This window comes from Pseudomonas sp. JY-Q, assembly GCF_001655295.1.
Classification (GTDB): domain Bacteria; phylum Pseudomonadota; class Gammaproteobacteria; order Pseudomonadales; family Pseudomonadaceae; genus Aquipseudomonas; species Aquipseudomonas alloputida.
Window position 1 is genome coordinate 1,432,158 of the sequence record NZ_CP011525.1, and the last position, 22,814, is coordinate 1,454,971.

Genomic DNA, 22,814 nt, shown 5'->3' on the forward strand with positions numbered 1-22,814 from the left:
AGGTATGGCGCCAAACGGATCAACCGGCCGGCCGCCTGGCCGTAGACCCAAGACGGATGACTATGAACCCGAATTTCCTCGACTTCGAACAGCCGATTGCCGACCTGCAAGCCAAGATCGAAGGCCTGCGCCTGGTGGGCAACGACAACTCGCTGAACATCAGCGATGAAATTGCCCGTCTGCAAGACAAGAGCAACACCCTGACCGAAAGCATCTTCGGCAACCTGACCAGCTGGCAGATCGCCCGCCTGGCCCGTCACCCGCGTCGTCCATACACCCTGGACTACCTGGAGCACATCTTCACCGAGTTCGAAGAGCTGCACGGGGACCGTCACTTCTCTGACGACGCCGCCATCGTGGGTGGTACTGCGCGTCTGGACGGCAAGCCGGTCATGGTCATTGGCCACCAGAAGGGCCGTGAAGTGCGCGAGAAAGTGCGTCGCAACTTCGGCATGCCGCGCCCGGAAGGTTACCGCAAGGCCTGTCGCCTGATGGAAATGGCCGAACGCTTCAAGATGCCGATCCTGACCTTCATCGACACACCGGGCGCCTACCCGGGTATCGACGCCGAAGAGCGCAACCAGAGTGAAGCCATCGCCTGGAACCTGCGGGTCATGGCACGCCTGAAAACCCCGATCATCGCTACCGTGATCGGTGAGGGTGGTTCCGGTGGGGCACTGGCCATTGGCGTGTGCGACCAACTGAACATGCTGCAGTACTCCACCTACTCGGTTATCTCGCCGGAAGGCTGTGCTTCGATTCTGTGGAAAACGGCCGATAAAGCAGCAGACGCGGCCGAGGCCATGGGCATCACCGCCGAGCGTCTGAAGAGCCTGAACATTGTCGACAAGGTCATCCAGGAGCCGCTGGGCGGCGCCCACCGTGACCCGGCCAAGATGTCCGAAAGCATCCGTGCCGATCTGGTGCAGCAGCTGGACATGCTCGGCAAGTTCGACAACGATGCGCTGTTGGCCCGTCGTTACGAGCGCCTGATGAGCTACGGCCTCTGATTCTGATTAGCCCTGGGGCCGTTTTGCGGCCCTTGTGATTGATGGCACCGGCTTCGCCGGTGTTCGCGGGTAAACCCGCTCCTACAGGTTGCGCTGCCCTTGAGGCTTGCGCCGTACGTGTGGGCGCGGGCATGCCCGCGAATGCTTTCTTGAATCGAGCGAGGGCTAGATGATCAACCTCACTCCTTGGCTCAACGCCCCCACCTGGCACGTCGCCTTCTCCGGCGGCCTCGATTCCACCGTCCTCCTGCACCTGCTGGCCGAATACGCCCGCAACCACGCCTCCCCCCCGCTGCGCGCCATCCATATCCACCACGGCCTGCAAGCCGCTGCCGACGCCTGGCCCACCCACTGCCAAGCCATCTGCGACAATTTCGACGTTGAGCTCCAGGTCATCCACGTCCAGGTTTCCCCAGGCGCCAGCCTGGAACAGGCGGCCCGAGAGGCCCGCTATGCCGCCTTCAGGCAAGTGCTCGGCCCGGGCGATATCCTGTTCACCGGCCAGCACCGCGACGACCAGGCCGAGACCCTGCTGTTCCGCCTGTTACGCGGTGCCGGCCTGCGTGGCCTGGCGGCAATGCCGGGGCAGCGGGCGCTGGGGCAGGGCAGCCTGGTCAGGCCGTTACTGGCCTGTTCCCGGCAACATTTGCAGGATTATGCCCAAGCCCAAGGGCTGACCTGGATCGAAGACCCGTCAAACGTCGACACACAATTCGCCCGCAACTACCTGCGCGGCGAAGTGATGCCGCAGTTGCAGCAACGTTGGCCACAGGCCAGCCAGAACTTCGCCCGTGCAGCAGAGCATCTGGGCGAGGCGCTGGGTTTGCTGGACGAGCTGGCCCAGGAGGATCTGGCGCTTGCGCGCAAAGGGGCGCCTCTCGCCTGGCCGGGGCTGGATTCCCTCGACCTGGCCGCCCTGCTGGCGTTATCGCCGGCCCGTCAGCGCAATGCCTTGCAGTACTGGCTTAGCCAGCGCACCCGTTTGCCCGATACCCGGCACTGGGCCGGCTGGGCAGACCTGCGCGATGCCGGTGCCGATGCCCGGCCAGTCTGGCGGCTTGCCGATGGACGGTTGGTGCGTAGCCACGGGCGCATCTGGTGGTTGAGCGGTGATTGGCTACAGCAACCGGCTGGCTCGCTGGCCTGGCCCGACCCTGATGGGCCGTTGCGGTTGCCGGGCAATGGTTGCGTGCGTCTTGTTGGCGCAGCCGTGCCGAGCGGGTTGCGCATTGCCTACCGTCAGGGGGGGGAAATGCTGGAGGTTCCCGGCCGTGGTCGGCGGGACCTCAAGCGCCTGCTCAACGAACAGCAGGTGCCGCATTTCCTGCGCTCGCGCCTGCCGTTGCTGTATCACGGCGAATGCCTGCTGGCGGTGGCCAACCTGCCCGGGCTGGTGCAGGCGGATTGCCAACTGCACTGGCAGTTACCGACGAACGCGCAAGGTTTGAGCTGAAGGGTACATTCCGGTAGACTACCCTCCCTTCTTGATACAACTTCTGTGGGTTCCGCGAAAACACAGGAGTTGCCGATTACCAAGCAGTTTTTTGCCGAGCTGATTCTGGAAATGACGAGCGAACGCCATGCCGGGTATACCCTGGCTGTACAGACGCGGCAGTTTTTCGAGATGCACTGTGATTGACGCAGGTGATCGGGGGCTTCGGCCTTCCTTCGCTTTCTCCGGCGGCGCTGGCCGCCTTAACGCAGACTTCTAGGGTTTTTCATGACGCGCTACATATTCGTCACGGGCGGTGTTGTTTCTTCATTGGGGAAAGGCATTGCCTCGGCTTCCCTGGCGGCCATCCTGGAAGCGCGGGGCCTGAAGGTCACCATGCTCAAGCTGGATCCGTACATCAACGTCGACCCGGGCACCATGAGCCCGTTCCAGCACGGTGAAGTTTTTGTCACCCACGATGGCGCCGAGACCGACCTCGACCTGGGTCACTACGAGCGGTTCATCCGCACCACCATGACCCAGAACAACAACTTCACCACTGGCCGTATCTACGAGCACGTGCTGCGTAAAGAGCGTCGTGGTGATTACCTGGGCGCGACCATCCAGGTCATCCCGCACATCACCGACGAAATCAAGCGTCGCATCATCAAGGGTGCCGGCGATGCCGACGTGGCCCTGGTGGAAATCGGCGGTACCGTGGGTGATATCGAGTCGCAGCCGTTCCTCGAGGCGATTCGCCAGCTGCGTGTCGAAGTGGGCTCCAAGCGTGCCATGCTGATGCACCTGACCCTGGTCCCGTACATCGCCACCGCTGGCGAAACCAAGACCAAGCCGACCCAGCACTCGGTCAAGGAGCTGCGCTCCATCGGCCTGCAGCCTGACGTGCTGATCTGCCGCTCCGACCACCCGGTGGATGCTTCGTCGCGTCGCAAGATCGCGCTGTTCACCAACGTTGAAGAGCGTGCGGTGATTTCGCTGGAAGACGTCGACACCATCTACAAGATCCCGGGCGTACTGCATGCTCAGGGCCTGGACGACTTCGTCGTCGAGCGCTTCGGCCTGCAGTGCAATGGTGCCGACCTGTCCGAGTGGGACAAGGTGGTTGATGCCAAGCTCAACCCGGAGCACGAAGTGACCATCGCCATGGTCGGCAAGTACATGGAGCTGCTGGATGCGTACAAGTCGCTGATCGAAGCGATGAGCCACGCCGGCATCACCAACCGGACCAAGGTCAACCTGCGCTACATCGATTCGGAAGACATCGAGAACCAGGGCACCAGCCTGCTCGAAGGCGCCGATGCCATCCTGGTACCGGGCGGTTTCGGCCTGCGCGGTGTGGAAGGCAAGATCACCGCGGTGCAATACGCCCGTGAGAACAAGGTGCCGTACCTGGGTATCTGCCTGGGCATGCAGGTGGCCGTCATCGAATTCGCCCGTAACGTGATGGGCTGGAAAGACGCCAACTCCACCGAGTTCGACCGTAACAGCGGCCACCCAGTGGTCGGCCTGATCACCGAGTGGGCCGATGCCACCGGTGCCGTCGAGACCCGCGACGAGGCTTCCGACCTGGGCGGCACCATGCGCCTGGGCGCACAGGACTGCCAGCTGGCTGCCGGTTCCAAGGTGCACGACTGCTACGGCAAGGACGTGATCACCGAGCGTCACCGTCACCGCTACGAAGTGAACAACAACCTGCTGCCACAACTGGTGGAAGCTGGTCTGGTGGTTTCCGGCCGTTCCGAAGACGGCGCGCTGGTGGAAGTGGTCGAGTCCAAGGACCACCCATGGTTCGTCGCTTGCCAGTTCCACCCGGAGTTCACTTCGACGCCGCGTGACGGCCACCCGCTGTTCAGCGGCTTCGTCAAGGCAGCCCTGGCTCAGAAGAACAAGGCCTGATCGATGACCCAGAAGATCATCCGCGTCGGTAACATCGAAATCGCCAACGACAAGCCTTTCGTCCTGTTCGGCGGCATGAATGTTCTGGAGTCCCGTGACCTGGCGATGAAGGTCTGCGAAGAGTACGTGCGGGTTACCGAGAAGCTCGGTATCCCGTATGTGTTCAAGGCCAGCTTCGACAAGGCCAACCGTTCGTCGGTAACGTCCTACCGTGGCCCTGGCATGGAAGAGGGGCTGAAGATCTTCGAAGAGATCAAGCGCACCTTCAACGTGCCAGTGATCACCGACGTGCACGAGCCTTACCAGGCAGAGCCCGTCGCCAAGGTATGCGACATCATCCAGTTGCCGGCTTTCCTGTCGCGGCAGACTGACCTGGTAGTGGCCATGGCCAAGACCGGCGTGGTGATCAACATCAAGAAGGCTCAGTTCCTCGCACCTCAGGAAATGAAACACATCCTGGCCAAGTGCGAAGAAGCCGGTAACGACCAGTTGATACTCTGCGAGCGTGGTTCGAGCTTCGGCTACAACAACCTGGTGGTCGACATGCTGGGCTTCGGCATCATGAAGCAGTTCGACTACCCGGTGTTCTTCGACGTGACCCACGCCCTGCAGATGCCGGGTGGCCGCGCCGATTCCGCCGGCGGCCGTCGTGCCCAGGTCACTGACCTGGCCAAGGCCGGCATGAGCCAGGGCCTGGCCGGGCTTTTCCTCGAAGCCCACCCCGATCCGGACAACGCCAAGTGCGATGGCCCATGCGCCTTGCGCCTGGATAAACTGGAGCCGTTCCTGGTCCAGCTCAAGCAATTGGACGACCTGGTGAAAAGTTTTCCGACGGTAGAAACCGCGTAAAGCTCATTTCTCGGGTAAAGTACCGCCCGATCCACCCCTGACCAGTCGGTCAGGGGCTCCCTTCATCAGGCCTGCCCAAAGCAAGTTCGCCTGGTGAACGGCAAGAATTTCCTAAGCTAAGTTGTTTTCGTCAAATTCTGGAGTGCTTACAACAATGGCAAAAATCGTCGACATCAAAGGTCGTGAAGTTCTCGATTCGCGTGGCAACCCCACTGTGGAAGCCGATGTACTGCTCGACAACGGCATCATCGGCAGCGCTTGCGCGCCGTCCGGTGCTTCTACCGGCTCGCGCGAAGCGCTGGAGCTGCGTGATGGCGACAAGAGCCGTTACCTGGGCAAGGGCGTGCTGAAGGCCGTCGCCAACATCAACGGCCCGATCCGTGACCTGCTGCTGGGCAAGGATCCTTCCGACCAGAAGGCGCTGGACCGCGCCATGATTGAACTGGACGGTACCGAGAACAAGGCCAAGCTGGGCGCCAACGCCATCCTGGCTGTTTCCCTGGCTGCCGCCAAAGCTGCTGCCCAGGACCAGGACCTGCCGCTGTACGCGCACATCGCCAACCTGAACGGCACCCCGGGCCAGTACTCGATGCCGGTTCCGATGATGAACATCATCAACGGTGGCGAGCACGCCGACAACAACGTCGACATCCAGGAGTTCATGGTTCAGCCGGTTGGCGCCAAGACCTTCTCTGACGGCCTGCGCATGGGTACCGAAATCTTCCACCACCTCAAGGCCGTCCTGAAGGCCCGTGGCCTGAACACCGCCGTAGGTGATGAAGGTGGTTTCGCCCCGAACCTGGCATCCAACGAAGACGCCCTGGGCGCCATCGCTGAAGCTGTCGAAAAAGCCGGCTACAAGCTGGGCACCGACGTGACCCTGGCTCTGGACTGCGCGGCTTCTGAATTCTACGAAGACGGCAAGTACAACCTGTCCGGCGAAGGCAAGTCGTTCGACGCCGAACGCTTCGCCGACTACCTGAAAGGCCTGACCGAGCGTTTCCCGATCATTTCGATCGAAGACGGCCTGGACGAGTCCGACTGGGCTGGCTGGAAAATCCTCACTGACAAGATCGGTGAAAAAGTCCAGCTGGTCGGTGACGACCTGTTCGTGACCAACACCAAGATCCTCAAGGAAGGCATCGAGAAAGGCATCGGTAACTCGATCCTGATCAAGTTCAACCAGATCGGCTCGCTGACCGAAACCCTGGAAGCCATCCAGATGGCCAAGGCTGCTGGTTACACTGCAGTGATCTCGCACCGTTCCGGTGAAACCGAAGACTCGACCATTGCCGACCTGGCTGTGGGTACTGCTGCTGGCCAGATCAAGACCGGCTCGCTGTGCCGTTCCGACCGCGTTTCCAAGTACAACCAGCTGCTGCGCATCGAAGAGCAACTGGGCGCCAAAGCGGTTTACCGCGGTCGTGCCGAGTTTCGCGGCTAAGCAAGAGATGGTAAAAAGGCAGCAGCCGAAGTTGTAGGAACGTTCGTACTGAACTTTCCTACGTACTAACGGGTTTCTGTCGACGAAGCCTGGCCTCGGCCAGGCTTCGTGCTATTCGAGGCCCCGAAGTAAAAACGCGGCAGCCTTTTTAACCTGGATAACGTGATGCGCAGTCCCTATTGGTTGTTCCTCGTTCTGCTCTTGCTGTTGGGTGGCCTGCAGTACCGCCTGTGGGTGGGTAACGGCAGCCTGGCGCAAGTGACCGAACTGAAGCAGCAGATTGCCGATCAGCATGCCGAAAACGAGCGCTTGCTCGAGCGTAATCGTGTGCTCGATGCTGAAGTGCTAGAGCTGAAAAAAGGCATGGAGACCGTTGAAGAACGGGCCCGCCACGAATTGGGGATGGTCAAAGAGGGCGAAACCCTCTTCCAGTTGCCACAGAAATGATCGATACCTTGCCGGCCTTCTGGGCCGTGATTCCTGCGGCGGGTGTAGGTGCCCGCATGGCTGCCGACCGCCCCAAGCAATACCTGGAGCTGGCTGGGCAGACCCTTCTCGAGCACAGCCTCGACTGTTTTCTTGGCCACCCGGCGCTTAAGGGCGTGGTGGTCAGCATTGCCGAAGATGACCCGTACTGGCCTGGCCTGCGCTACGCCAGCGACCCACGCATCCAGTGCGCGGCGGGCGGGCGTGAACGCGCTGACTCGGTGCTTAACGCCTTGCTGGTGCTGCATGCCCAGGGGGCGGGGGACAGCGACTGGGTGCTGGTGCACGATGCTGCGCGGCCGAACCTGGCACGCAGCGACCTGGACAAGCTGTTGTCGGAGCTGGCGGACGACCCGGTGGGTGGCCTGCTGGCGGTGCCGGCGCGCGATACCCTCAAGCGTGCCGACAGCCATGGCCGGGTGAGTGCTACCGTGGACCGCAGCACGATCTGGCAGGCGTACACACCGCAGATGTTCCGCCTTGGAGCGTTGCACCGGGCGCTGGCTGAGTGCCTGGTGTCGGATGTGGTGGTGACCGATGAAGCCTCGGCCATCGAATGGTCCGGTCAGGCGCCGCGGCTGGTGGAAGGGCGCAGTGACAACATAAAGGTAACCCGGCCCGAAGATCTCGAATGGTTGCGCCAGCGCTGGGCGGGTAAACGCTGAGCGTTCACCGTTGCTGCCGCCACCGTATTCGCGGGTGAACCCGCTCCTACATACGCATCGGTGGTTGGGCACAGGCCGCCGTAGGAGCGGGTTCACCCGCGAAAGGGCCGGGCCTGCGGGCCAATTTCCACTCGCCGTTCACCGTTGGCGCCGCCGCCGTATTCGCGGGTAAACCCGCTCCTACATACGCATCGGTGGTTGGGCACAGGCCGTCGCAGGAGCGGGTTCACCCGCGAAGAGGCCAGTACATGCAGCACATCCCGTCAGCCGAAACGATACTCCGGCAACCCCGCCAACCCCTCCTTCAGGTAATCCACCAGCCGCCGTACCTTCGGCGACAGGTGCCTCTGCTGCGGATACAGCGCCCACACCGCCGTATTCGGCGGTTGGTGCGCCTCCAGCAGCGACACCAGCGCACCACTGTTCAGGTGTTCCAGCACGTAGTAATCCGGCAACTGGCACAACCCGATCCCTTGCAGCGCCGCATCCAGCACTGCCTGGCCACTGTTGCAGCGCCAGTTACCCTGTACCCGCTGGCTGATCTCACGGCCATCCTGCTGTAGCGCCCACAAGTCCGAACTCCCCACCAGGCAATTGTGCCGCGCCAGCTCCGACAGGCTGTGTGGCCGGCCATAGCGCTCAAGATAGGCCGGCGAGGCGCACAGGTACATGCGCCTTGGCGCCAGGCGGGTAGCCACCAAGCGAGAGTCGGCCAGGCGGCCCAGGCGGATGGCCAGGTCCATGCCTTCATGCAGCAGGTCGAGGGTGTGGTTGCTCAGCTCCACATCCACGCGCAGCTGCGGGTACAGCGCCATGAATCGCGTCACCAACGGCACGATGAAGCGCTCGCCGTAGGCCACGGCGCACGTCATGCGCAACAAGCCCTTGGGTTCGCTGGCCAGGTCGCCCATGGCGCGCAGCGCTTCCTCGCGGCCATCCTGCAAGCGTTGGCAATGCTGCAGGAAGGTCTGCCCGGCTTCGCTGAGGGTTACCCGGCGGGTACTGCGATACAGCAGGCGCGTTTGCAGGCGGTCCTCCAGCCGGGCGATCTGCCGGCTGATGTGCGATGAGGAAACCCCCAGGCGTTCGGCAGCGGCAGTGAACTGGCCCGATTCGGCCACGGCGACAAATTCGTCGATGCCTTCCCATCGGCTGCTCATCGATTATCCCTGTATGGCAATAATGTTTTGTCTTTGGCCTGATTATTAATCAAATGGCGCTGAATTACACTGCAAGACTGAATCGATCCACTGTCTGGAGACCTTTGATGATCAAGTCCCGTGCTGCCGTTGCCTTCGAAGCCAAGAAACCCCTGGAAATCGTCGAAGTCGACGTGGCCATGCCAAAAGCCGGTGAAGTGCTGCTGCGCGTGGTCGCCAGCGGTGTCTGCCACACCGATGCCTATACCCTGTCCGGTGCTGACCCGGAAGGGATCTTCCCATCGATCCTCGGCCACGAAGGCGGTGCCATCGTCGAAGCGGTGGGCGAGGGGGTGACCTCGGTCGCCGTGGGTGACCACGTCATCCCGCTGTACACCCCAGAATGCGGCAAGTGCAAGTTCTGCCTCTCGGGCAAGACCAACCTGTGCCAGGCCATCCGCGCCACCCAGGGCAAGGGCCTGATGCCGGACGGCACCACGCGCTTCTCGTACAAGGGCCAGCAACTGTTCCACTACATGGGCACCTCGACGTTCTCCGAATACACCGTGCTGCCGGAAATTTCCGTGGCCAAGATCCAGAAAGAAGCACCACTGGAAAAGGTCTGCCTGCTGGGCTGCGGCGTCACCACCGGTATCGGCGCGGTACTCAACACTGCCAAGGTCAAGCCAGGTGATACCGTGGCCATCTTCGGCCTCGGTGGCATCGGCCTGTCGGCCGTGATCGGTGCGGTCAAGGCCAAGGCCTCGCGTATCATCGCCATCGACATCAACCCGGCCAAGTTCGAAATCGCCCGCCAACTGGGTGCCACTGATTGCATCAACCCGAAAGACTACGATCGCCCGATCCAGGAAGTGATCGTCGACCTCACCGATGGTGGCGTGGACTTCTCCTTCGAGTGCATCGGCAACGTTCAGCTGATGCGCGCCGCCCTGGAATGCTGCCACAAGGGCTGGGGTGAGTCGGTGATCATCGGTGTGGCCGGTGCCGGCCAGGAAATTTCCACGCGTCCGTTCCAGCTGGTTACCGGTCGGGTCTGGCGTGGTTCGGCGTTCGGCGGGGTGCGTGGCCGCAGCGAACTGCCGAGCTACGTGGAAATGTCCGAGAAAGGCGAGATCCCGCTGGACACCTTCATCACCCACACGATGGGGCTGGAAGACATCAACAAGGCCTTCGACCTGATGCATGAAGGCAAGAGCATCCGTAGCGTGATCCACTTCTGAGGTCTGCCATGAGCCTGGATAACATCTCCTGCCAGAAGAGCTTCGGCGGCTGGCACAAGCGTTACCGGCATCATTCCAAGGTGCTGGGTTGCGATATGGTGTTCGCCGTGTACCTGCCACCGCAGGCCGAGCAGGGCGAAAAGCTGCCGGTGCTTTACTGGCTCAGCGGCCTCACCTGCACCGACGAGAACTTCATGCAGAAGGCCGGCGCCCAGCGTCTGGCCGCCGAGCTGGGCCTGATCATCGTTGCCCCCGATACCAGCCCGCGTGGCGAGCAGGTGCCGGGCGATCCGGACGGCGCCTGGGACTTCGGCCTGGGTGCTGGCTTCTACCTCAACGCCACCCAGCAACCCTGGGCCCAGCACTACCGCATGCACGACTATGTGGTGGAGGAGTTGCCAGCCCTGATCGAGGCCCACTTCCCGGCGTCGGGCGAGCGCAGCATCAGCGGCCACTCCATGGGTGGGCATGGCGCGCTGGTGTGCGCCTTGCGCAATCCGGGGCGCTACCGCTCGGTGTCGGCATTCTCGCCAATCAGCAATCCGATGGATTGTCCGTGGGGCGAGAAAGCCTTCAGCCGCTACCTGGGTGAAGACCGTGGGCGCTGGCGTGAGTGGGATGCCAGCGTGCTGCTGGCCGAAACCCCGGCAGGCCAATGCCCGCCGTTGCTGGTGGATCAGGGCGACCGTGACGACTTCCTCGAGAAGCAACTCAAGCCTGAAGCGCTGGAACAGGCGGCACGCAAAGGTGGCCATGCAATGACCCTGCGTATGCAGCCGGGTTATGACCATAGCTACTACTTCATTGCCAGCTTCATCGAGGAGCACCTGCGCCATCATGCGGTGGCACTGGGGCGGGTGTAACACCCTGGTCCAAAAGCCGCCAAACCCGCAGCAAAGCAGGTAGAATCACGCCCTGACTCATTCAGGGCGTTTTTTTATGCGTATTGGCCACGGCTACGATGTGCACCGTTTCTGCGACGGTGATTTCATTACCCTGGGCGGGGTGCGTATCCCCCACAAATACGGCCTGTTGGCCCATTCTGACGGTGATGTGCTGTTGCACGCCCTGAGCGATGCCTTGCTTGGCGCTGCGGCGCTGGGCGACATCGGCAAGCACTTCCCTGACACTGACCCGCAGTTCAAGGGTGCTGACAGCCGCGCGCTGCTGCGCCATGTGGTCGGCATCGTCAAGGCCAAGGGCTGGAAGGTCGGCAACGTTGACGCCACCATCGTCGCCCAGGCACCGAAAATGGCCCCACACATCGAAACCATGCGCCAGCTGATCGCCGAAGACCTGCAGGTCGAGCTCGACCAGGTCAATGTCAAGGCCACCACCACAGAGAAGCTTGGCTTTACCGGCCGCGAGGAGGGCATTGCCGTGCATTCGGTCGCCCTGCTGCTGCCAGCATGACCGAACTGGAATTGCTGGGCCCGCGCGCATCGGGCGAACCCCTGGGCACCGCCGTCCTCAAAGCGGTTGCCGAAGACTTTCAGGTTGACGAAGTTCTGGATATACCGCTATCCGGCCAAGGCGAGCACCTGTGGCTGTGGGTCGAGAAGCGTGACCTGAACACTGAAGAAGCCGCCCGGCGCCTTGCCCGCGCCGCTGGCGTGCCGGTGCGCAGCATCAGCTACGCCGGCCTGAAGGACCGCCAGGCGCTGACCCGCCAGTGGTTCAGCCTGCACCTGCCGGGCAAGGCCGACCCGGATCTGTCGCGTGCCGAGGATGCCAGCCTGCGTGTGCTCAAACAGGTGCGTCACCAGCGCAAACTGCAGCGCGGCGCGCATTCGGCCAACGGGTTCACCTTGCGCCTGACCGCCCTGGCTGCCGATCACCAGGCGGTGGATGCGCGCCTGGAGCAGCTCAGGCAGCAAGGTGTGCCCAACTATTTCGGCACCCAGCGCTTCGGGCACGGGGGTGGCAACGTCCATGACGCCCTCGATTGGGCCGCACGCAAGGCTTTGCCTGAACAGCGCAACGTGCGTTCGCGGCTGCTTTCGGCCGGGCGCAGCTACCTGTTCAATCAGTTGCTGGCTGCGCGTGTCGCTGACGGTAGCTGGGCCCGAGCCCAGGTCGGGGACCTGCTGGCGTTCACCGACAGCCGCAGTTTCTTCCCGGCGGGTGAGGCGGAATGTGCCGACCCGCGCCTGGCGATTCTCGACTTGCATCCAACCGGCCCGATGTGGGGGGAGGGCGCTTCACCTGCTGGCGGTGCGCCTGCCCAGCTGGAAAACGCTATCGGCGCACGTCAGCCGGCACTTTGCCAGTGGCTGGCCCAGGCGGGCATGGATCACGAACGGCGAATTCTGCGGCTCCCTATTGGCGGCCTGACGTGGCATTATCCCGAGCCTGATATCCTGCAACTGGAATTCGTCCTGCCGGCCGGATGCTTCGCCACCGTGGTGGTGCGTGAAGTCGTGGATCTGGTGTCGGCAGGGCAGACGGACAGCCCATGCGTATTCTGATTTCGAATGACGACGGTGTTACCGCACCTGGCATCGCCGCGCTGCACGCTGCGCTGGTGGATTATGCCGAGTGCGCGGTGATCGCCCCGGATCAAGACAAGAGCGGCGCCAGCAGTTCGCTGACGCTGGACCGGCCACTGCATCCGCAGACCCTGGCCAATGGCTTCATCAGCCTCAACGGCACGCCGACCGACTGCGTGCACTTGGGGCTCAATGGGCTGTTGCCGCAGACGCCGGACATGGTCGTGTCGGGGATCAACCTCGGTGCCAACCTGGGCGATGACGTGCTGTATTCGGGAACGGTCGCTGCGGCGCTGGAAGGCCGCTTCCTCGGCGGTACCTCGCTGGCGTTCTCGCTGTTGTCGCGCCAGCCGGACAACCTGCCGACTGCGGCCTATATCGCCCGTCGTCTGGTCGAGGCACAGTCGCGCCTGGTGTTGCCGCCACGCACTGTACTCAACGTCAATATTCCCAACTTGCCACTGGAGCACATCCGTGGCATCCAGCTCACCCGTCTCGGTCACCGCGCGCGGGCGGCGGCGCCCACCAAGGTGGTCAACCCGCGTGGCAAGGAAGGCTACTGGATTGCCGTGGCCGGTGATGCCGAGGACGGCGGCCCGGGCACCGACTTCCACGCGGTGATGCAAGGCTACGTATCGATTACCCCGTTGCAGCTCGACCGCACCTTCAATGATGCCTTCGAGCAGCTCGATGGATGGCTGGAGGGCCTGCTCTGATGCGCGAGGACGATATGCTGCGGCGTGGCATCGGCATGACCTCTCAGCGTACCCGGGAGCGGCTGATACAGCGCTTGTGCGAAGAGGGGGTTTCGAACACCAAGGTGCTCGACGTGATCCTTCGTACGCCGCGCCACCTGTTCGTCGACGAGGCGCTGGCGCATCGAGCATACGAAGACACCGCGCTGCCGATCGGCCACAACCAGACCATCTCCCAGCCGTTCATGGTTGCTCACATGAGCGAGCTGTTGCTCGAGGCCGGGCCGCTGGACAAGGTGCTGGAGATTGGCACCGGTTCGGGCTACCAGACGGCGATCCTGGCTCAGCTGGTCGAACGGGTGTTTTCGGTAGAGCGCATCAAGGTGCTGCAGGACCGGGCCAAAGAGCGCCTGGTGGAGCTTAACCTGCGCAACGTGGTATTCCGCTGGGGTGACGGTTGTGAGGGGTGGCCGGCGCTTGCGCCGTACAACGGCATCATCGTCACCGCCGTGGCGCCGGAAGTGCCACAGGCACTGCTCGACCAACTGGCACCCGGTGGACGCATGGTCATTCCGGTAGGGCCGGCCGGCGAAGCGCAGCAACTGATGCTGATCGTGCGCGAGGAGCATGGATTCTCCCGTCGCGTACTGGGGGCTGTGCGCTTCGTGCCGCTGCTCAATGGGCCTCTGGCCTGAGGCCTGTTGATCTGAGCTGTGCAGGCATGAGGCGCGGTGTATTTTTGTGCCGGTGGCGAATTCTTGTCGCTTCGCCCTGTCTATCAGGCGGTGCGAAGCGCTAACGCACAGCGTGCACCGGGGTTTTGTGCCCGTCTTTTGAACCCGTCTGCCATTACTGGCTGGCTTGGTTATAATTGCAACAATATTGCATTTCTTGTCTTCATATCGATTTTCGGCACCATGAGGGGAGCGCGGGTGGGTCACACAGTCATTCGGCAGCGCAAGGACGGGTCGGGTTTCAAGCTTCTGGTGATTGCATTGGCCATGGGCACGCTTCTGGTGGGTTGCTCAAGCACCAGCAGCAACAGCGCGCGGGTGGTCGACCGCAACAACACCGTGCCCAAGCGCCCGGCGGTGACTTCTGGGCAATACATCGTCAAGCCAGGCGACACCCTGTTCTCCATCGCCTTCCGTTATGGCTGGGACTACAAGGAGCTGGCTGCACGCAACGGCATTCAGGCGCCTTATACCATCCGCCCGGGCCAAGCGATTCGTTTCAGCAGCGGTTCCAGCAGCCGCACCACGGTGGTGTCCAGCCCGTCCTCGTCAAGCCGCACCACGGTCACGCGGCGGCCTGTGGGCAGCACTGCCACGGCGCCTGCCAGCACCAGCAAACCGGCCACGTCGGCGCCTTCCGCCCCTGCCCCTGTGGTCGCTACCGTACCAGCCGCAGAGCGCGCGGTAGGTGGTTGGACCTGGCCTGCCAATGGCGTGCTGATTGGAAAATTTGCTTCAAACGGTAGTTTGAATAAAGGCATTGATATCGCCGGTGATTTGGGACAGCCTGTTTTTGCTGCGTCTGATGGTGCGGTGGTTTATGCCGGGAGTGGTTTGAGGGGCTACGGCGAGCTGATCATCATCAAGCACAGCGACACCTACGTCAGTGCCTACGGTCATAACCGCAGGCTGTTGGTTCGGGAGGGGCAGCAGGTCAAGGCAGGGCAGTCGATTGCTGAAATGGGGTCTACGGGCACAGATCGGGTGAAGCTGCATTTCGAGATTCGCCGCCAGGGCAAACCCGTCGATCCACTCCAGTTCCTGCCACGTCGTTGACCGTTGTACCCGGCCTGTTCCTGTGATGTAGAGGGGACAGGCTCAAGCGCTGCCAGGGAGAAAGGTGCCGCTCGAGTCTGAGTTCGAACTCAGCAAAGGATTATAACAATGGCTCTCAGTAAAGAAGTGCCGGAGTTTGACATCGACGATGACGTCCTCCTGATGGAGACGGGTATCGTTTTGGAAACGGATGTGGTGTCAGACGAACCTGCTGTATCTTCGGTTCGGACGAGGGCCAAATCGGGCTCTTCGCTCAAGCAACACAAGTACATCGATTACAGCAGGGCGCTCGATGCCACCCAGCTGTATCTCAACGAGATTGGTTTCTCGCCGCTGCTTTCGCCGGAAGAAGAAGTGCATTTTGCGCGCTTGTCGCAAAAGGGTGACCCTGCCGGCCGCAAGCGCATGATCGAAAGCAACCTGCGCCTGGTTGTCAAAATTGCCCGTCGTTACGTGAACCGTGGCCTGTCGCTGCTCGACCTGATCGAAGAGGGCAACCTGGGGCTGATCCGTGCGGTCGAAAAGTTCGACCCGGAGCGTGGTTTCCGTTTTTCGACCTACGCGACCTGGTGGATTCGCCAGACCATCGAACGGGCGATCATGAACCAGACTCGCACCATTCGCCTGCCGATCCATGTGGTCAAGGAACTGAACGTCTACCTGCGCGCCGCGCGCGAGCTGACGCAGAAACTCGACCACGAGCCCTCGCCGGAAGAAATCGCCACCTTGCTGGAAAAGCCGGTCGCCGAGGTCAAGCGTATGCTCGGCCTGAACGAACGGGTGTCTTCGGTAGACGTGTCGCTTGGCCCGGATTCGGACAAGACGCTGCTCGATACCCTGACCGACGACCGCCCGACGGACCCGTGCGAACTGCTGCAGGATGACGACCTGTCGCAGAGCATAGACCAGTGGCTGGGTGAGTTGACCGACAAGCAGCGCGAGGTGGTGGTGCGTCGCTTCGGCCTGCGAGGGCATGAAAGCAGTACCCTCGAAGATGTTGGCCTGGAGATTGGCCTGACCCGGGAACGGGTGCGGCAGATTCAGGTAGAAGGGCTGAAGCGTTTGCGTGAGATCCTTGAAAAGAATGGTCTGTCCAGCGAGTCATTGTTCCAGTAGCTAGCCCTGTAACAAAAACGCCCCGATGATCTCGGGGCGTTTTTGTTTGTGGCGAAAAGCGAGTTTCCCTTTCAGATTGCCGGGGCGCATGGCGCCCAGACGCTACCTGGCAAGACACCTATCAAATGTGTACCGCGCTACCCCAGTAACATCGCGTGTAAGCCTTTACTTACTCGTTGTGTAAGCTTTCCATGCAACCTTCAGTAAATCAAAGTCGTTTCCAAAGGCTGAATTTTTACAACCCATTGAAAAGCATGGTTTATTCACCGGTGAGTAAATGTGTCCGCGGAAATACCTTGCAAGCTCCATCGCTTGCTCGCCTGGCTGAACCCGCTAGTATTCGAACTGTGCACAGGGACATGCACAGGCTTTCAGGATGAAGGCCAGGGACATCGCAAGAAGCGATTTCATCAGGATGATGTTTGGGACAAGCAGGGACTACGGAAAAAAATGTGGGCGGGTCAAACCGCCCCTTTTTTTTGCCCGTAGGAAAACAAAAAAGGCCCCGAAGGGCCTTTTTCGCGTCTGGGCGCTATCAGCGCTCCAGGTCGGCAATCTTGCCAGGCTTGCCATCCCATTCTTCAGCGTCCGGCAGGGCGTCCTTACGCTCGGTGATATTCGGCCAGATTTCCGCCAGCTCGGCGTTCAGCTCGATGAAGTTTTCCATGCCAGAAGGCACTTCGTCTTCCGAGAAGATGGCTTGCGCTGGGCACTCCGGCTCGCACAAGGCACAGTCGATGCACTCGTCCGGGTGGATGACCAGGAAGTTCGGGCCTTCGTAGAAGCAGTCCACCGGACAGACTTCCACGCAGTCGGTGTATTTGCATTTGATGCAGTTGTCGGTGACGACGAAGGTCATTTCTAATTCTCTCCTCAGGCGACGGCGGCGGCCCTTCCTCTCAGGGCCGCGCGGTTTACGGGTATGTGGCTGCAGGCCAGGCTAATAACCTGCAGCACCAGCAAACCGCGGCGGATTCTACCAGCTTGTAATGGGCGCCGTTATAACAGGTTCTTTAGTTGATATAGCATTTCGATAGCTTGACGCGGGGTCATGTCGTCCAGCTGCAGCTTGCCCAGCTTCTCGATGGCTGGATGAGGGAGGCTGGCAAACAAGTCGCTCTGGTGTGGCACTTGTGGCGCGTCCTTGGCCTTGTGGGCCGCAGGCTGCTCATGGGGCAGGCTGGTGGTTTCCAGCCGGCCAAGGTGTTCGCGAGCACGCTGGATCACTGCCGTCGGTACGCCGGCCAGCTGTGCAACGGCCAGGCCGTAGCTTTGGCTGGCAGGGCCGGGTAGCACGTGGTGCAGGAACACGATGCGTTCATTGTGCTCGGTGGCGTTCAGGTGCACGTTGGCCACCAGCGGCTCGCTCTCCGGCAGCACGGTCAGTTCGAAGTAGTGGGTGGCGAACAGTGTGTAGGCACGCAGCTGGGCCAGGCGCTCGGCGGCGGCCCAGGCCAGCGACAGGCCATCGAAGGTGCTGGTACCGCGGCCCACTTCGTCCATCAGCACCAGGCTGCGGTCGGTGGCGTTGTGCAGGATGTTGGCGGTCTCGCTCATCTCCACCATGAAGGTCGAGCGCCCGCCGGCCAGGTCGTCACTGGAGCCGATGCGGGTGAAGATGCGGTCGACCAGCGACAGCTCGCAGCTGGCTGCCGGCACGAAGCTACCGATGTGGGCCAGGAGCACGATAAGCGCAGTCTGGCGCATGTAGGTCGATTTACCGCCCATGTTAGGGCCGGTGATGATCAGCATGCGCGTACTGTTGTCCAGGCCCAGGTCGTTGGCCACGAACGGCGTGGTCAGTACCTGTTCCACCACCGGGTGGCGGCCCTGCTCGATGCGCAGGCAAGGCTCGTCGACAAAGCGTGGGCAGCTCAGGTCGAGGTTCAGTGCGCGCTCGGCCAAGTTGCTGAGCACATCCAGTTCGGCCAGGGCGGCGGCGCTGTCCTGCAGCGGTGCCAGGTGGCTGATCAGGGTTTCCAGCAGCGCGTCGTAGAGCATCTTCTCGCGGGCCAGGGCGCGGCTCTTGGCCGACAATGCCTTGTCCTCGAACGCCTTGAGCTCCGGGGTGATGAAGCGCTCGGCGCCTTTGAGGGTCTGGCGGCGGATGTAGTCGCCCGGGGCCTGCTCGGCCTGCTTGGTCGGCAGTTCGATGAAGTAGCCGTGCACGCGGTTGTAGCCGACCTTGAGGTTGGCAAGGCCGGTGCGGGCCTTTTCCCGGGTTTCCAGGTCGATCAGGAACTGACCGGCGTTCTCGCTGATTGCCAGCAGCTCGTCCAGTTCGTTGTCATAGCCGGCTTTCAGTACACCGCCGTCGCGGATCACCGCCGGCGGGTTATCGATGATCGCCCGCTCCAACAGGCTGGCCAGTTCCGGATAGGTACCGGTAATGGCCGCCAGACGCGCCAGGTGCGGCGCTTCGAGCTCGGTCATGGCGTTCTGCAGCTCTGGCAACGCACCCAGTGCATCGCGCAGGCGTGCCAGGTCGCGCGGGCGGGCATTGCGCAGGCCAATACGGGCGAGGATCCGCTCGATATCGCCAATCTCCTTCAGCTGCGGCTGCAGCTTCTCGAAGCGGTAGCTGTCGAGCAGGCAGCGGATCGAGTCCTGGCGTGCTTGCAGCACCTTGAGGTCGCGCAGTGGGCGGTTCAGCCAGCGGCTCAGCAGGCGGCTGGCCATGGCGGTCTGGCAGCGGTCGATCACCGATTGCAGGGTGTTGTCGCGCCCGCCGGCCAGGTTGATGTCCAGCTCCAGATTGCGGCGGCTGGCCCCATCGAGGATGACCGTATCGTCCAGGCGCTCGTGGCGCAGGCTGCGCAGGTGCGGCAGCGCGGTGCGCTGGGTTTCCTTGGCGTAGGTCAGCAGGCAGCCGGCGGCACCGATGGCCAGGGTCAGCTTGTCGCAGCCGAAGCCCTTGAGGTCCTTGGTCGCGAACTGTTGGCACAGGGCCTTGCGTGCCGAGTCGCGGTCGAAGTCCCAGGGGGCGCGGCGGCGGGCGCCTGGGCGTTTTTCCGCAGGCAGGTCCCGTGGCCAGTCGTCGGGGATCAACAGCTCGACCGGGTTCAGGCGCTCGAGTTCGGCCAGCAGGTTTTCCCAGCCCTTGATTTCTTGCACGCTGAAATTGCCGCTGGTGATGTCCAGTACCGCCAGGCCGAACAGGCGCTCGTCACCGAGCAGTGCGGCAATCAGGTTGTCGCGGCGCTCGTCGAGCAGTGCCTCGTCGCTGACCGTGCCGGGGGTGATGATGCGCACCACCTGGCGCTCCACCGGGCCCTTGCTGGTGGCGGGGTCGCCGATCTGCTCACAGATCACCACCGACTCGCCGAGCTTGACCAGCTTGGCCAGGTAGCCCTCCAGCGAATGGAACGGAATCCCGCACATGGGGATGGACTGGCCGGCCGACTGACCGCGGGCGGTCAGGGTGATATCCAGCAGTTTCGCGGCCTTTTTCGCATCTTCGTAGAAGATCTCGTAGAAGTCGCCCATGCGGTAGAACATCAGCTGGTCCGGGTGCTGGTTTTTCAGCTTCCAGTACTGCTGCATCATCGGTGTGTGTGCGGAAAGATCTGACATTCAGGGCCTTACAGGGGGGATCTGGTTGGCGATGGTAAACCCGTAATGGTACAGGCTTTTTCGTTGCGATGCAGGCACGTGCTTTGGGGCATGCGCGCAGTCTGGCGGGCAATGGTGGAGCTGCACCGCGTAACCCTCTAGAATGCGCGCCCCTCGACGAATGCCCCTAGCCCTGATCTGCAAGATGAATGTGTCCAGCCCTGTCCCTTATGTAACGCAACAGCTGATCTACCTCCTTTATGGCAAGTGCCGGATCTATCAGCTGGAGGCAAAACTCAGCATCCTTACCGCCCTGGCTCGTTGCAAGCCGGCTGAGTTGCCGGTGATCCGCGTGCTTACCGACCAGCCACAGGCCTTTGCCGGCTGGCCGGTGGAAGTGATCACACTGGACGAGCAGACCTTGCAGGCCTGGGCCGGCGACGGCGGCTACACCCATCGGCGCAAGGCCTGCGCCATTGCCCAGGCCGGGCAGTGGGCGGACAAGACCGTGTTCATCGATACCGATACGGTATTTCTGCAGTCGCCGCAAAAGCTGTTCAGCCAGGTCGATACCGGGCAATTCTTGGTCGACGAGGTGGAAATGAGCTGGGCCGAGGCCTCGCGCAGCAGCTATTACCGCAGCTTCGTCGAGGGGCTTGCGGAGTCGGGCGAAGCACCGGTCGATGACTTGCGGCTGTGTAACAGCGGTGTCATGGGCTTTACCCGCGACAACGTTGGCATCGCCGAGCGCGCCATCGTCCGGATTGACGACTGGACGCCGTATGCCCGTGACTTGCATACGATCGAGCAGATCGCCTTTTCCTTCGAATTGCATGGCGCGCCGATCAACGAGGCGCGCGGCGTGATCAGCCATTACTTTGCGATGAAGCAGTACGTGCATGCCATTCTAGAAATCTTCTTTGCCCGGCATGGCGAGCATTTTCATTCGAAGATGCCAGCTCTGGCCCTGAAGGTGCCGGCACATCGCCCGGTGCCCTCGTGGTTGGCTCGGCTCTCGGTGAAATGGAGCCTCAAGCATGTACCCCGGGAACTGCGTGGCATCGGCCGCAAGTTGCTCTACGGCAGTGTGATGAGTGGTGATGACTACCAGCGCGCGTGCAAGGTGGTCTGGTGGCGTTCGGCAATCGAGGACATGCGCACGCTGGGCGGCTTTGACTGGAGCCGGGAGTGGCCTGACGGGCTGCCGCGGCTGGGGCAGCGTGACGAACTGGCGTTCAGCGAAATCGCCCGGGCCAGCCTGAAAGTTTCCTGAGCCAGAGCCCGAAGCAGGGTGGTAGGGTAGAGAGCCGCCCTCAAGGAGCACCCTGCATGGACCCGATCACCACGCTCGCCACCCGCCTGGGTGAGCACCTGCGCCGATTCAATGCGCAGGTAACTACCGCCGAATCATGCACCGGTGGTGGCATTGCCGAAGCCATCACCCGCATACCTGGCAGCTCGGCCTGGTTCGAAGCCGGTTACGTCACCTATTCCAATGCCCAGAAAACCCGCCAGTTGGGGGTGCCTGAAGCGTTGTTCGGTCAGGTGGGGGCAGTCAGCCAGGAAGTGGTCGAAGCCATGGTCCGTGGGGCTCAGGCTGCCAGTGGCGCACGGTTTGCCGTGGCGGTGAGTGGTGTGGCCGGGCCGGACGGCGGCTCGCCAGCCAAACCAGTGGGCACTGTGTGGCTGGCCTGGGGTGACGGTAGCCGGGTGTTCAGCGAGCGTCGGCAGTTCGACGGTGACCGCGAGGCGGTGCGCCGACAGACGGTGATCGCCGCGTTAGACGGCTTGTTACAGCTTGGTGCCGAGTAAATCGACGACAGGGGTTTGCGCGGGCGTCTGCCTGTGGAATAATACTGGCTACTTATACAGGTATTCCGGCCGTCAGGGCCAAGTCGAACACGTGAGGATTTCAATGGACGACAACAAGAAGCGCGCCTTGGCTGCGGCCCTGGGTCAGATCGAACGCCAATTCGGTAAAGGCGCGGTCATGCGCATGGGTGACCATGAGCGTCAAGGCATTCCGGCCATCTCCACCGGCTCGCTGGGCCTGGATATCGCCCTGGGCATCGGCGGTCTGCCAAAAGGCCGTATCGTCGAGATCTACGGCCCGGAATCGTCGGGTAAGACCACGCTGACCCTGTCTGTCATCGCTGAAGCGCAGAAGAACGGTGCTACCTGCGCCTTCGTCGACGCCGAACATGCCCTTGACCCTGAGTACGCCGGCAAGCTGGGCGTCAACGTCGATGACCTGCTGGTTTCGCAGCCGGACACCGGTGAGCAGGCCCTTGAAATCACCGACATGCTGGTGCGTTCCAACGCGGTCGACGTGATCATTGTCGACTCCGTTGCCGCGCTGGTACCGAAGGCCGAGATCGAAGGCGAGATGGGTGACATGCATGTGGGCCTGCAGGCCCGGCTGATGTCCCAGGCGCTGCGCAAGATCACCGGTAACATCAAGAACGCGAACTGCCTGGTCATCTTCATCAACCAGATCCGTATGAAGATCGGTGTGATGTTCGGCAGCCCGGAAACCACTACCGGTGGTAACGCCCTGAAGTTCTATGCTTCGGTCCGTCTGGACATCCGCCGTACCGGCGCGGTCAAGGAAGGCGACGAAGTGGTCGGCAGCGAAACCCGCGTCAAGATCGTCAAGAACAAGGTCTCGCCTCCGTTCCGTCAGGCTGAGTTCCAGATTCTTTACGGGAAAGGTATCTACCGTAACGGCGAGATCATTGATCTGGGGGTATCTCAGGGCTTGGTCGAGAAGTCCGGTGCCTGGTACGCCTACCAAGGCAACAAGATCGGTCAAGGCAAAGCCAACGCTGCCAAGTACCTGGCTGAGAACCCGGCTATTGGTGCCGAGATCGAGAAGCAGATTCGTGAGAAGTTGCTGAAAGCGGGTGCTGCTGCTGAAGCCGGCAAAGCTGCGGCTGCCGAAGCTGATGCCGATGACATGGCCGACGCTGACGCCGGTTATTGATTGCGC

General features: G+C 62.1%; 21 protein-coding genes. 18 read left to right on the forward strand and 3 right to left on the reverse strand.

All coding sequences use genetic code 11. The features are described from left to right. Positions 1 to 62: 62 nt before the first annotated feature. From AA098_RS06360 to ispD, 7 genes are all read left to right on the forward strand, one after another. Entirely contained in the window at positions 63 to 1,010 is a 948-nt protein-coding gene (locus tag AA098_RS06360; RefSeq protein WP_003252323.1) for an acetyl-CoA carboxylase carboxyltransferase subunit alpha, read from the forward strand. A 169-nt stretch (positions 1,011 to 1,179) separates the two neighbouring features. Further along, positions 1,180 to 2,463, forward strand: a complete 1,284-nt coding sequence (gene tilS / locus AA098_RS06365) for a tRNA lysidine(34) synthetase TilS (RefSeq protein ID WP_054888938.1) — start codon at positions 1,180 to 1,182, stop codon at positions 2,461 to 2,463. 267 nt (positions 2,464 to 2,730) lie between these two features. Next, positions 2,731 to 4,359 carry a CTP synthase gene (locus AA098_RS06370; protein WP_003252329.1) on the forward strand — a complete coding sequence of 543 codons (1,629 nt, stop codon included), beginning with the start codon at positions 2,731 to 2,733 and terminating at the stop codon, positions 4,357 to 4,359. Between the two features lie 3 nt (positions 4,360 to 4,362). Continuing rightward, positions 4,363 to 5,208, forward strand: coding sequence for a 3-deoxy-8-phosphooctulonate synthase (gene kdsA / locus AA098_RS06375; RefSeq protein ID WP_003252332.1), 846 nt, complete (start codon positions 4,363 to 4,365; stop codon positions 5,206 to 5,208). Positions 5,209 to 5,362: 154 nt separating this feature from the next. Then, complete coding sequence (gene eno / locus AA098_RS06380) at positions 5,363 to 6,652, forward strand: phosphopyruvate hydratase (protein ID WP_064613940.1); 1,290 nt, start codon at positions 5,363 to 5,365, stop codon at positions 6,650 to 6,652. Between the two features lie 165 nt (positions 6,653 to 6,817). After that, entirely contained in the window at positions 6,818 to 7,099 is a 282-nt protein-coding gene (gene ftsB / locus AA098_RS06385) for a cell division protein FtsB (RefSeq protein WP_004576849.1), read from the forward strand. Further along, on the forward strand, positions 7,096 to 7,803 hold the full coding sequence (gene ispD, locus AA098_RS06390; RefSeq protein WP_003252335.1) for a 2-C-methyl-D-erythritol 4-phosphate cytidylyltransferase: 708 nt from the start codon (positions 7,096 to 7,098) through the stop codon (positions 7,801 to 7,803). The genes ftsB and ispD overlap by 4 nt, the downstream gene beginning before the upstream one ends. Positions 7,804 to 8,066: 263 nt before the next feature. On the opposite strand, the gene AA098_RS06395 is transcribed toward ispD, so the two are convergent. Then, positions 8,067 to 8,963: a LysR substrate-binding domain-containing protein gene (locus tag AA098_RS06395; protein WP_003252336.1), complete on the reverse strand. Its 897-nt coding sequence runs from the start codon at positions 8,961 to 8,963 to the stop codon at positions 8,067 to 8,069. A gap of 107 nt (positions 8,964 to 9,070) precedes the next feature. On the opposite strand from AA098_RS06395, the gene AA098_RS06400 reads away from it, so the two are divergent. From AA098_RS06400 to rpoS, 8 genes are all read left to right on the forward strand, one after another. After that, entirely contained in the window at positions 9,071 to 10,183 is a 1,113-nt protein-coding gene (locus AA098_RS06400; RefSeq protein WP_003252338.1) for an S-(hydroxymethyl)glutathione dehydrogenase/class III alcohol dehydrogenase, read from the forward strand. Between the two features lie 8 nt (positions 10,184 to 10,191). Beyond that, positions 10,192 to 11,046, forward strand: a complete 855-nt coding sequence (gene fghA / locus AA098_RS06405) for an S-formylglutathione hydrolase (protein WP_003252340.1) — start codon at positions 10,192 to 10,194, stop codon at positions 11,044 to 11,046. A gap of 76 nt (positions 11,047 to 11,122) precedes the next feature. Further along, positions 11,123 to 11,596 (forward strand): 2-C-methyl-D-erythritol 2,4-cyclodiphosphate synthase, encoded by a 474-nt coding sequence (gene ispF / locus AA098_RS06410; RefSeq protein ID WP_003252342.1) that lies wholly within the window; start codon positions 11,123 to 11,125, stop codon positions 11,594 to 11,596. Beyond that, a complete protein-coding gene (gene truD, locus AA098_RS06415; protein ID WP_004574838.1) occupies positions 11,593 to 12,651 on the forward strand; it encodes a tRNA pseudouridine(13) synthase TruD in 1,059 nt (352 codons plus the stop codon). Before ispF ends, truD begins: the two co-directional genes overlap by 4 nt. After that, positions 12,639 to 13,388 carry a 5'/3'-nucleotidase SurE gene (gene surE, locus AA098_RS06420; protein ID WP_003252346.1) on the forward strand — a complete coding sequence of 250 codons (750 nt, stop codon included), beginning with the start codon at positions 12,639 to 12,641 and terminating at the stop codon, positions 13,386 to 13,388. The genes truD and surE overlap by 13 nt, the downstream gene beginning before the upstream one ends. A 35-nt stretch (positions 13,389 to 13,423) precedes the next feature. Beyond that, a complete protein-coding gene (locus tag AA098_RS06425) occupies positions 13,424 to 14,062 on the forward strand; it encodes a protein-L-isoaspartate(D-aspartate) O-methyltransferase (protein WP_177342691.1) in 639 nt (212 codons plus the stop codon). Positions 14,063 to 14,299: 237 nt separating this feature from the next. Next, a complete protein-coding gene (locus AA098_RS06430; protein WP_003252350.1) occupies positions 14,300 to 15,157 on the forward strand; it encodes a peptidoglycan DD-metalloendopeptidase family protein in 858 nt (285 codons plus the stop codon). 108 nt (positions 15,158 to 15,265) lie between these two features. Beyond that, positions 15,266 to 16,273, forward strand: a complete 1,008-nt coding sequence (gene rpoS, locus AA098_RS06435) for an RNA polymerase sigma factor RpoS (protein ID WP_003252351.1) — start codon at positions 15,266 to 15,268, stop codon at positions 16,271 to 16,273. Between the two features lie 535 nt (positions 16,274 to 16,808). Here rpoS and fdxA read toward each other — a convergent pair. Together fdxA and mutS are read right to left on the reverse strand one after the other, a co-directional pair. Continuing rightward, positions 16,809 to 17,132, reverse strand: a complete 324-nt coding sequence (fdxA, locus tag AA098_RS06440) for a ferredoxin FdxA (RefSeq protein WP_003252355.1) — start codon at positions 17,130 to 17,132, stop codon at positions 16,809 to 16,811. 140 nt (positions 17,133 to 17,272) lie between these two features. Further along, positions 17,273 to 19,846 carry a DNA mismatch repair protein MutS gene (gene mutS / locus AA098_RS06445; protein WP_003252357.1) on the reverse strand — a complete coding sequence of 858 codons (2,574 nt, stop codon included), beginning with the start codon at positions 19,844 to 19,846 and terminating at the stop codon, positions 17,273 to 17,275. Positions 19,847 to 20,030: 184 nt separating this feature from the next. Here mutS and AA098_RS06450 point away from each other — a divergent pair, with 184 nt between their 5' ends. The 3 genes from AA098_RS06450 (at position 20,031) to recA (ending at position 22,808) form a co-directional block, all read left to right on the forward strand. Next, entirely contained in the window at positions 20,031 to 21,098 is a 1,068-nt protein-coding gene (locus AA098_RS06450) for a hypothetical protein (RefSeq protein ID WP_060546100.1), read from the forward strand. 56 nt (positions 21,099 to 21,154) lie between these two features. After that, entirely contained in the window at positions 21,155 to 21,637 is a 483-nt protein-coding gene (locus AA098_RS06455) for a CinA family protein (RefSeq protein ID WP_003252362.1), read from the forward strand. Between the two features lie 103 nt (positions 21,638 to 21,740). Next, entirely contained in the window at positions 21,741 to 22,808 is a 1,068-nt protein-coding gene (gene recA, locus AA098_RS06460) for a recombinase RecA (protein WP_003252365.1), read from the forward strand. Positions 22,809 to 22,814: the final 6 nt, after the last annotated feature.

Coding starts and splice junctions, on each gene's coding strand:
- AA098_RS06360 (WP_003252323.1), top strand. CDS start 63: ATGAACCCGAATTTCCTCGACTTCGAACAGCCGATTGCCGACCTGCAA.
- tilS (WP_054888938.1), top strand. CDS start 1,180: ATGATCAACCTCACTCCTTGGCTCAACGCCCCCACCTGGCACGTCGCC.
- AA098_RS06370 (WP_003252329.1), top strand. CDS start 2,731: ATGACGCGCTACATATTCGTCACGGGCGGTGTTGTTTCTTCATTGGGG.
- kdsA (WP_003252332.1), top strand. CDS start 4,363: ATGACCCAGAAGATCATCCGCGTCGGTAACATCGAAATCGCCAACGAC.
- eno (WP_064613940.1), top strand. CDS start 5,363: ATGGCAAAAATCGTCGACATCAAAGGTCGTGAAGTTCTCGATTCGCGT.
- ftsB (WP_004576849.1), top strand. CDS start 6,818: ATGCGCAGTCCCTATTGGTTGTTCCTCGTTCTGCTCTTGCTGTTGGGT.
- ispD (WP_003252335.1), top strand. CDS start 7,096: ATGATCGATACCTTGCCGGCCTTCTGGGCCGTGATTCCTGCGGCGGGT.
- AA098_RS06395 (WP_003252336.1), bottom strand. CDS start 8,963: ATGAGCAGCCGATGGGAAGGCATCGACGAATTTGTCGCCGTGGCCGAA.
- AA098_RS06400 (WP_003252338.1), top strand. CDS start 9,071: ATGATCAAGTCCCGTGCTGCCGTTGCCTTCGAAGCCAAGAAACCCCTG.
- fghA (WP_003252340.1), top strand. CDS start 10,192: ATGAGCCTGGATAACATCTCCTGCCAGAAGAGCTTCGGCGGCTGGCAC.
- ispF (WP_003252342.1), top strand. CDS start 11,123: ATGCGTATTGGCCACGGCTACGATGTGCACCGTTTCTGCGACGGTGAT.
- truD (WP_004574838.1), top strand. CDS start 11,593: ATGACCGAACTGGAATTGCTGGGCCCGCGCGCATCGGGCGAACCCCTG.
- surE (WP_003252346.1), top strand. CDS start 12,639: ATGCGTATTCTGATTTCGAATGACGACGGTGTTACCGCACCTGGCATC.
- AA098_RS06425 (WP_177342691.1), top strand. CDS start 13,424: ATGACCTCTCAGCGTACCCGGGAGCGGCTGATACAGCGCTTGTGCGAA.
- rpoS (WP_003252351.1), top strand. CDS start 15,266: ATGGCTCTCAGTAAAGAAGTGCCGGAGTTTGACATCGACGATGACGTC.
- fdxA (WP_003252355.1), bottom strand. CDS start 17,132: ATGACCTTCGTCGTCACCGACAACTGCATCAAATGCAAATACACCGAC.
- mutS (WP_003252357.1), bottom strand. CDS start 19,846: ATGTCAGATCTTTCCGCACACACACCGATGATGCAGCAGTACTGGAAG.
- AA098_RS06450 (WP_060546100.1), top strand. CDS start 20,031: ATGAATGTGTCCAGCCCTGTCCCTTATGTAACGCAACAGCTGATCTAC.
- AA098_RS06455 (WP_003252362.1), top strand. CDS start 21,155: ATGGACCCGATCACCACGCTCGCCACCCGCCTGGGTGAGCACCTGCGC.
- recA (WP_003252365.1), top strand. CDS start 21,741: ATGGACGACAACAAGAAGCGCGCCTTGGCTGCGGCCCTGGGTCAGATC.